The sequence below is a fragment of the Leptolyngbya sp. FACHB-36 genome, assembly GCF_014695955.1.
GTDB lineage: Bacteria > Cyanobacteriota > Cyanobacteriia > Leptolyngbyales > Leptolyngbyaceae > FACHB-36.
Window position 1 is genome coordinate 1 of the sequence record NZ_JACJPG010000049.1, and the last position, 1598, is coordinate 1598.

Below are 1598 nucleotides of genomic sequence, written 5' to 3' on the forward strand. Positions count from 1 at the left end.
GCTTGAAACCCTTACTGTGTAAGGAATGGACACAACTGGACTCGAACCAGTGACCCCCACGATGTCAACGTGGTGCTCTAACCAACTGAGCTATGCGTCCGAACGGTATATCAGTTTAGCATAGATTGAACAGAAGATGAAGCTTTTAAATTCTGACTTTCCTTCGATCGAAAGTAGAATAGTTCTCGTTCCCAATATAGAATGAGATTCATTCTCGAAAGCATCTTGGCGTTGACAAGGAAGGCATTATGGTTCGCGCCCGTCTACGATCGTTCGTGATTGCCTCACTGCTGCTGCCTGTCGTGCTAAGCGGCTGCAATACAACTCGCCCTGAGGCTAGTCAGCAAATCACGACAAACACAGCGGCTTCTTCAAACAAGTCACTTAAGGTGTTAACCACTTTTTTGCCCGTGTATTTATTTACTAAAGCCGTTGCAGGCGACGCAGCAACGGTAGATATTTTGATCCAACCAGGCACCGAGGTGCACGAATACCAATCCACTCCAGCCGATGTGCAAGCGATCGCTCAGGCAGATGTCGTGGTGAAAAACGGGTTAGGCGTGGAAGAATTTCTGGATGACACGATTAAAAGTGCTGAGAACAAGAATTTGAGAGTGATTGATGCCAGTCGCGGGATTCAGGTAATCGATGAGGCTTTGACTGTAGGTAGCACCAGCGGTGAAGCAGAACATGACCACGCAAACGAGACCACAAAAACTGGGGAGAAGACAGCAGGGCACAACCACGAAAGCGGCAATCCCCATGTTTGGCTTGATCCGGTTCTGGCAAAGCAGCAGGTCGAGAACATCCGCGATGGCTTGATTGCCGCCGACCCCACTAACCAAGCCACCTATCAAGCAAACGCCGCTGCTTACATTCAGCAGCTATCTAAGCTCAATGACCAGTTTGAGCAACGGCTGAAGGGATATCGCGATCGCACCTTTGTAACATTTCACGATGCCTTTCCCTATCTCGCCAAGCGCTATCAGCTTCAACAAGTCGCTGTTGTAGAAATTCCGGAGGATCAGCTTTCGCCCAGTGATGTGCAAAAGGCAGTCGCAACCGTGAAGCAATACAAGGTAAAGGCACTGTTCAGCGAACCAGGAGTCGATAACAAGCTCCTGTCTAGCCTGTCTAGCGACCTGAATTTGACGCTGCGTCCCCTGGACTCGTTAGAAGCAGGACAGCTTGATCCCAACTACTACTTCACAGCGATGAACACAAATCTTCAAACTCTAGAAACTGCATTTAAGTAAGTCATCATGAGCGCTCATTCATTAAACGGCGCGGTGGAAGCTCCTTCTCCAGTGCTAAAGGTAGAAAATTTAACGGTGTATCGCGGACGGCACGCGGCGGTGCGGCAAGTGTCGTTTGAGTTGCAACCGGGAGTGTCGGCGGCGATCGTGGGTCCCAATGGGTCCGGCAAGAGTACCCTAGTCCAAGCACTGCTAGATGTGCTGCCGCGTGCTACCGGAACTGTAGAAATTTTTGGGCATCCGCTGGCGCGGTTGGGGCGCTTGCGATCGCGCATTGGCTACATGCCGCAGAATTTTATCTTTGATCGAGGGATTCCGCTGTCAGTAGCGGAATTAGTGGGG

2 protein-coding genes and 1 tRNA gene are annotated in these 1598 nt (G+C 50.4%); 2 read left to right on the plus strand and 1 reads right to left on the minus strand.

The window, feature by feature from the left end; translation table 11 throughout:
• Positions 1–26: 26 nt before the first annotated feature.
• A tRNA-Val gene (locus tag H6F43_RS00695) sits at positions 27–100 on the minus strand.
• A gap of 148 nt (positions 101–248) precedes the next feature.
• Here H6F43_RS00695 and H6F43_RS00700 point away from each other — a divergent pair.
• Positions 249–1256, plus strand: coding sequence for a zinc ABC transporter substrate-binding protein (locus H6F43_RS00700; protein WP_190340114.1), 1008 nt, complete (start codon positions 249–251; stop codon positions 1254–1256).
• A gap of 6 nt (positions 1257–1262) precedes the next feature.
• Positions 1263–1598: ATP-binding cassette domain-containing protein (locus H6F43_RS00705; RefSeq protein ID WP_190340115.1), on the plus strand; the 336-nt coding region annotated here is incomplete at its 3' end.

Bases quoted from the DNA above. Each gene is read 5' to 3' on its own strand.
- H6F43_RS00700 (WP_190340114.1), top strand. From the start codon at position 249: ATGGTTCGCGCCCGTCTACGATCGTTCGTGATTGCCTCACTGCTGCTG.